General features: G+C 60.8%; 4 protein-coding genes. 1 reads left to right on the top strand and 3 read right to left on the bottom strand.

Annotated features, from left to right (window positions below; translation table 11 throughout):
- Window positions 1–548: 548 nt before the first annotated feature.
- From VIL80_RS04090 to VIL80_RS04080, 3 genes are read right to left on the bottom strand one after another with little or no spacing between them, the layout of a single operon-like run.
- Window positions 549–1,469, bottom strand: a complete 921-nt coding sequence (locus tag VIL80_RS04090; protein WP_332034882.1) for a sugar ABC transporter permease — start codon at window positions 1,467–1,469, stop codon at window positions 549–551.
- Window positions 1,466–3,715 carry an extracellular solute-binding protein gene (locus VIL80_RS04085; protein ID WP_332034881.1) on the bottom strand — a complete coding sequence of 750 codons (2,250 nt, stop codon included), beginning with the start codon at window positions 3,713–3,715 and terminating at the stop codon, window positions 1,466–1,468. The genes VIL80_RS04090 and VIL80_RS04085 overlap by 4 nt, the downstream gene beginning before the upstream one ends.
- Complete coding sequence (locus VIL80_RS04080) at window positions 3,709–4,824, bottom strand: sn-glycerol-3-phosphate ABC transporter ATP-binding protein UgpC (protein WP_332034880.1); 1,116 nt, start codon at window positions 4,822–4,824, stop codon at window positions 3,709–3,711. Before VIL80_RS04080 ends, VIL80_RS04085 begins: the two co-directional genes overlap by 7 nt.
- Before the next feature lie 440 nt (window positions 4,825–5,264).
- On the opposite strand from VIL80_RS04080, the gene VIL80_RS04075 reads away from it, so the two are divergent.
- The coding region (locus VIL80_RS04075) for a coniferyl aldehyde dehydrogenase (RefSeq protein ID WP_332034879.1) at window positions 5,265–6,676 on the top strand (1,412 nt) is incomplete at its 3' end.

The following is a 6,676-nucleotide window of genomic DNA, read 5'->3' as shown; positions in this document are numbered from 1 at the left end:
ATCGCGCTTTACATCCATGGATTTTTCGAGGCTGCCGCGAATACCGAGAACTGTCACCTCTTCCAGTGCTGCGTCCTGTTCGCTCTGTGCATAGGCTGCGCCGCTCACGCCAGCCAGGGTGGCGATGGCCACCGCGATGGAATTCTTCTTGAATCCGGTCATTCTGTTCATGGAGTTGTCTCCCCCATCGTCACGTCATTTTCGTTATTGGTTTCGCCGGGATCGGGTACCTCGAGACAACGCAAGGATAACCCGTTCTGGCTCGACGCTATACTCCCGCCACGCGCCAAACCGAGTCGTCCCACCTTCTGGAATTGGCGAAAAATGGACTATCCCACCTTTAAAACCGGAAAGCGGGAACGAAAATATATCTACAAATCAACAAGTTAGAGGTTGGGCGAATTTTTGCACCACAGTCGGGCAAGTTCGGTTCATTCCAGGTGCAGGATGAGAAAAAAGTGGGGGGCGATGCGGGAGATACATTCGTGACCAATTAGACAGGCAGAGAAGCCAAAGTCATGCTTGCTCACTTTTGAGAGCCAAAGGCGCTACCCCTTTACCGCCCCGGCGGCGAGCCCGGATACCAGGAAGCGCTGCAGCGTCAGGAACAGCAGCATCACCGGCAGGGAAACCAGGATGGAGCCTGCGGCGAAAAGGCCCCACTCGGAGGCGTAGTCACTGACGAAGAAGCGCAATCCCACCGGCACCGTGTAAAGGGATTCGTCATCCATAAAGATGGAGGCGAGGATAAATTCGTTCCATGCGGTCATGAAGGCGAACAGGCCGGTGACGGCGATGGCCGGGCGCGCCAGCGGCAGGATGATGCGGGTGAAGATGGTCCAGCGGCTGGCCCCCTCCAGCAGCGCCGACTCCTCGATCTCGTAGGGCAGGGTGTCGAAGTAGCCCTTCAGCATCCACACGCAGAACGGCAGCGCAGTGATCGAATAGACCAGGATCAGCCCCAGCCAGGAATTACCCAGCCCCAGCCACTGAACCACGATCACGTACAGCGGGATCAGCATCAGTACCGCGGGAAACATCTGCGAAATCAGGAACAGCATCATGCCGCGCCTGCGCCCGGCGAAACGGAAGCGCGAGAAGGCATAGGCGGCGGTGCAGCTCAGCGACAGTCCCACCAGCGTGGTGGCAAATGCGACCACCAGGCTGTTGCCCAGCCAGCGCAGGAACGGCTGTTCGGTGAGCACCGCGCGGAAGTTGTCCAAGGTCCACTGCTCCGGCAGCGGGACCAGCGCCAGTAACTGCTGGGCGACGCTGGCATCATCCGCCAAGCGCACCAGGGTCAGCGACTGCTGGCCGGAAAAGGCGAGACTCACCACCCACAGCAGCGGGTACAGCACGATCAGGGACGCGAACATCAGCAGGACGAAGCGCCAGCTGAAGATATCCCGCACTACCCGCGCCGAACGTGAGGGAACGACGCGCTTGATCCCGGCGATGGCAGCATTCATCGCGCCACCTCCAGCGTACGGCTCAGCCGCATCTGCCACAGGGCGTAGCAGAACAGCAGCGCCAGAATCACCATGGAATAGGCAGCCGCGTAGGCGTATTGGTATTTCTCAAAGCCGATACGGAATGCCTTGGTGATCAGGATATCGTTGGCCCCCGCCGGCGCACCGTCGCTCACCAGGTAGATCACGTTGAACATGTTAAAAGTCCACACCACCGACAGGATCACCGCGGGGATCAGCACCGGTTTCAGCAGCGGCAGGGTGATGGCGCGGAACTGGAACCAGCGCCCGGCCCCTTCCACCCTGGCCACTTCATACAGCTCCCGCGGAATCGACTGCAGCCCCCCCAGAATCACCACCATCATGAACGGGATACTCAGCCACACATTGGTCACCAGCCCGGTAACAAAACTCGCGCCGATGGAGTCGAACCACGCCACCGGCGCCAACCCCAGCACCTGCAGTGCCTGATTGATGACACCAAACTGCGGGTGGAACATACCCTTCCATACCAGCGCGGTGATGTAGTTGGGGATGGCCCAGGGCAGGATCAGGATCAGGCGGAACCCACTGCGTCCGAAAATAGGCTTGTCCAGCGCCAGCGCCAGTACCAGTGCCAGCCCCACGGCCAGGGTGACATTGCTCGCGGTCCACAAAATCGTGATCAGCAGGGTCCAATAAAAGTTGTCGAAGTCGATGCTGCGATCACTGCCCTGCCCTCGCCACAGATGGAAGTCACCCAGTATCGCCGCGTAATTATCCAGCCCCACAAACCTCGACCACAGGGGCGTGTACTCGTTGAAAACGGTGGTGTCGGTAAAGGACAACAGCAGACCGTACAGCAGCGGGAAAAACACCAGCACCAGCATGCCCAGCATGGCGGGTAAGACATATAGATACGCCGTGCGGTTCGCCTGCCAGCCAGCAGCCAGCGGCTTGCGATAGCGCCGCCACGCCCACAGGGCCAGCAGCACCAGAGCGAGTGGAACCAGCCACAGCCACGCTGGCATCTGCGCGGGAATGTTTCCCCGGGTGCGCGAGCGCTCCAACCGCGCGAGATCCACGCTCAATTGCCGTTGCAGCTGGTGCATCTCCGCCTCCGGCTGCGCCGCGCCCTTCACCACTTTTTTCAGGGCATTTTCCAGCGGAACCCAAACCAGCGTCATGGCCGGCAGATTGGGAATGGGCACAGCCACTTCCAGCTGGCGCCGGAACGCCATGGCGGTGTCGTCGGTGGCAATACGCGGGTGCTCAAAGGCGCTGATATTCGCCGGCAGCTGCCCACCCTGGATCCCCATTTTTTCCGCGGCGCTGCGGCTAGTGAGGTAGTCCATCACCGCCACCGCGGCGGCGGGATTTTTCGACCAGGGGGACAAGAACAGCCCCTCCACCGCCACCCATGGCGCCAGTGGCAAACCACTCTGGCTATTGATGGGCAGTGGCACCACCCGGTAATTCACTCCCGGCGCAATTTCGCCCAGCATCCACGGGCCGCTGATCACCATCGCCGCGCGCCCCTGGTTGAACAGGCTGGTGACCAGGGTGCTGCTGGGCTCGTCCGGCAGAATCCGCTCGTCCCGCACCCAGCGCACCAGCATTTCCACGGATTCAATATTGGCGCGGTTGTCGAGATCCAGGTTGCCACCGCGATCGAACGGGCCGGCGCCGAAGCTGTTCATCAGCGCACCGTGGAAAAATGGTTCGGTGTAGCTGTAGGCGAGCCCGAAACGCCCCGCCTTGCGGTCGGTGTGACGGCGGGCCTCGGCCACCATGGCATCGGTAGAGGCAGGCGCCGTGCGCACCAGGTCTGTGTTTAGGATCAGCGCCGGGCTTTTGAACGCCAGCGGCAGGCCGTAGAGCTCGCCGCCAAAGGTCATGGCGGCAATCAGGTTCGGCGGGAAGCGTCGTAGCACCCCGTCGCCCACATAGTGGTCGATGGGTGCCACCGTGTGCCCGGCACTGGCCCAGCCCCCCAGACGATCGTGGGCAAACACGAACAGGTCCGGCCCCTGGCCGCGGGGAAGTGCGGCGGAGAGTTTGTCGGCGTAGCCGCCAAAGGGCACCGCCAGGGCCTTTACCTGGATATCACTCTGACCGCGGTTGTAGTCGTCGATCAGCTGCTCGAACGCCGCGCGCTCGGCGCCGCGGTAGCCGTGCCAGAGATTGAGGATTTCACCGGCATTGGCCTGGCCGGCGCACATCAACAGGAGGAGGAACAGGCGCAAAAAATGCGCAGACCTCAGCACACGCCCACTCCAGCGCGGGCACCGTCCTTGCGAATACGTTGCTGACTGTCCGCATCAAACAGATACACGGCAGCGGGATCAAACGCGAGCTCCAGTGCATCGCCGAGAGTGAATGCCCGCAAACCGGGGAGCCGCGCAATTACCGAGGTCTCACCCGCGCGCAGATGCACCAGCATCTCCGCCCCCAGGCTCTCCACCAGCTCTATTTCACCTTTTAGGCGCGGCCAGTTGGCAGGGGCGCTGGCGGCGTACACCAGTTTTTCCGGGCGCAGCCCAAGCAGCAGTTCCCGCTTCAGCCCCTGCAGTTGAGAGTGCGGCGCTCGCGGGTGATAGAAGGCAAGCAGGTCACACACCAGCTGTGTGCCGTCATTCGTCACTGGCACCAGGTTCATCGGCGGCGAGCCCATAAAACCGGCGACAAAGGTGTTATCCGGATCGTTATAGAGCTCCAGTGGTGTGCCCACCTGCATCAGCGCACCGCGATTGAGTATGGCGATACGGGTACCTAGGGTCATCGCCTCCACCTGATCGTGGGTGACGTACACGGACGTGGTCCCCAGCTGGCGGTGCAGGCGGTGGATCACAGCGCGCATCTGCACCCGCAGCTCCGCGTCCAGATTGGACAAGGGCTCGTCAAACAGGAATACCTGCGGATCGCGTACCATGGCGCGCCCCAGTGCCACCCGCTGGCACTGGCCACCGGAGAGCTGGCCCGGCTTGCGCTCAAGCAGGTCGGAGAGGCCGAGGGTTTCCGCCGCGTCGCGCACCCGGCGCTCGATACCCAGTTTGGGGAAATTCCGCACCCGCAGCCCGAAGGCCATGTTCTCGAACACACTCATATGCGGGTAGAGGGCGTAATTCTGGAACACCATGGCGATGTCCCGGTCCTTGGGGGGCAATTCATTGACCCGGTGCCCACCAATCAGCAAGTCGCCGGAGGTGATGGACTCAAGCCCGGCAATCATGCGCAGCACGGTGGATTTCCCGCAGCCCGACGGGCCGACCAGTACCATAAATTCGCCATCGCCAATTTCCAGATCCAGCCCCGGCACCGTGGCCGGGCCGTCGTCGTAGCGCTTGCTGACACCTCTGAATTCAATACTGGCCACGGGGGCGGGTCTCTCTCATCGTCGGATTCGCTCAGTTTTTATTATTGCTTTTGTTTTTCCAGGTCGGATTCACCCAGTACAGGATTGTGCCCGGATTGTACTCCGGCCACCTCCCCCTCCCTGTACTGAGGGGAGAAATTTTGCGTCCCGGAACAATAATTAATCACCGGCAGGAATGCAAAGTGCCCGCACAGCGCCGGAGCCCCCAACTGCAATACGGCCAAAGACAACAGTTGTCGCCGCCGGCGACGCAATATGTCAAAAGCCTGTCCAGTTCGGTCAATTCCCGCCGCGACGGATAACGTATGCTGCCGCCGTAGGCTTGCCGTATGTCGAAATCCGTCCGCAAAAGTCCTGAGTGCGGCCCCATACTCCCGTACAATCGGCAGTCATATCAGTACTATAACCACAACAATCAAACAGCCAGTCGAGCCATAAGCATGACCGAAACCGCCGCTCCCGTAGAGATTCAACAGCCCCTGGCCCTGAAGTCACTGCTGGACAAGCAGCGCCAGGCCTACCTCGCCAATCCCACACCGAGCCGAGAACACCGCGTCAACGACCTGCGGGCGCTGGCGCGGATGATCCGCGAGCATCAGGATGAACTGGTGCAGGCGGTGAGCAGTGATTACGGCAACCGCTCTCACCACGAAACCCTGTTCGCGGAAATCTTCCCGGCGCTCGACAGCATCAAGGACACCATCAAGCGGCTGAAGAAGTGGATGAAGCCCCAGCGGCGGCATATCGATTTCACCGCCTTCCCCACCTCCTCCACCAAGGTCATTCCGCAACCGCTGGGCGTCGTGGGCGTGATCGTGCCGTGGAACTTCCCCATCAACCTGTCCTTCGGGCCGCTGATCAACATCTTCGCCGCCGGCAACCGCGCCATGGTGAAAATGTCGGAAAACTCGCGCAACCTCACCGCACTGCTGAAGCGCATCTGCGGCGATTATTTCCCGGAGGACAAGCTGGTATTCATTGAGGAGACCGGCGGTGTGGGTATCGAATTTTCCACCCTCAAGTTTGACCACCTGATCTTCACCGGCTCCGGTGCCACCGGCCGCAAGGTGATGGCCGCCGCCGCCGCCAACCTGACGCCGGTCACCCTGGAGCTGGGCGGCAAATCCCCGGCCATCGTCGGCCCGGATTTCGATATCGACAAAGCTGTCGAGCGAGTACTGTTCTGGAAGCTGTTCAATGCCGGCCAGATCTGTACCACCGTAGACTACCTGCTACTGCCGGAAGACAAGGTGGAAGCCTTTGTGGAAAAAGCCAAACAGGTATTCCACAAGCGCTACCCGGACATCCAGCACCCGGACTACACCTCAGTGATCGACACCCGCTCCTTCCAGCGTATCTGGCAGACCCTGGAAGATGCGGTGCAGAAAGGCGCAACCGCCATCGACCTCACCAATGGCCAGGGCCAGCGCGACGACCCGCTGAAGAAATTCCCCGCGCACCTGCTGATCAACGTCAACGAAGAAATGGATGTGATGAAGCGGGAAATTTTCGGTCCGCTGCTGCCGATCAAGACTTACAAAAGCCGCGAGGAAGTGGCGGCCTATATCAACAAGGGCGACCGCCCGCTGGCAATCTATCCGTTCACCAACGACAAAGGCCTGCGGGATTACTATATCGACAATGTGATGTCCGGCGGCGTGAGCGTGAATAATGCGGTGCTGCACGTAGGCCAGCACGACATTCCCTTTGGTGGCGTCGGCGAAAGCGGCATGGGCCACTACCACGGTTACGAGGGATTTGTGACCTTCTCCAAAATGCGCCCGGTGTTTTACCAGGGCCCACTGGACCCGCTGAAATTTTTGATGCCACCCTATGGCAAGCTGGCGGACAA

Source organism: Microbulbifer sp. (assembly GCF_036563125.1).
Lineage (GTDB): Bacteria > Pseudomonadota > Gammaproteobacteria > Pseudomonadales > Cellvibrionaceae > Microbulbifer.
Note: the sequence above shows the minus strand (reverse complement) of the source record. Positions and strands in the feature narration are given on the sequence as shown.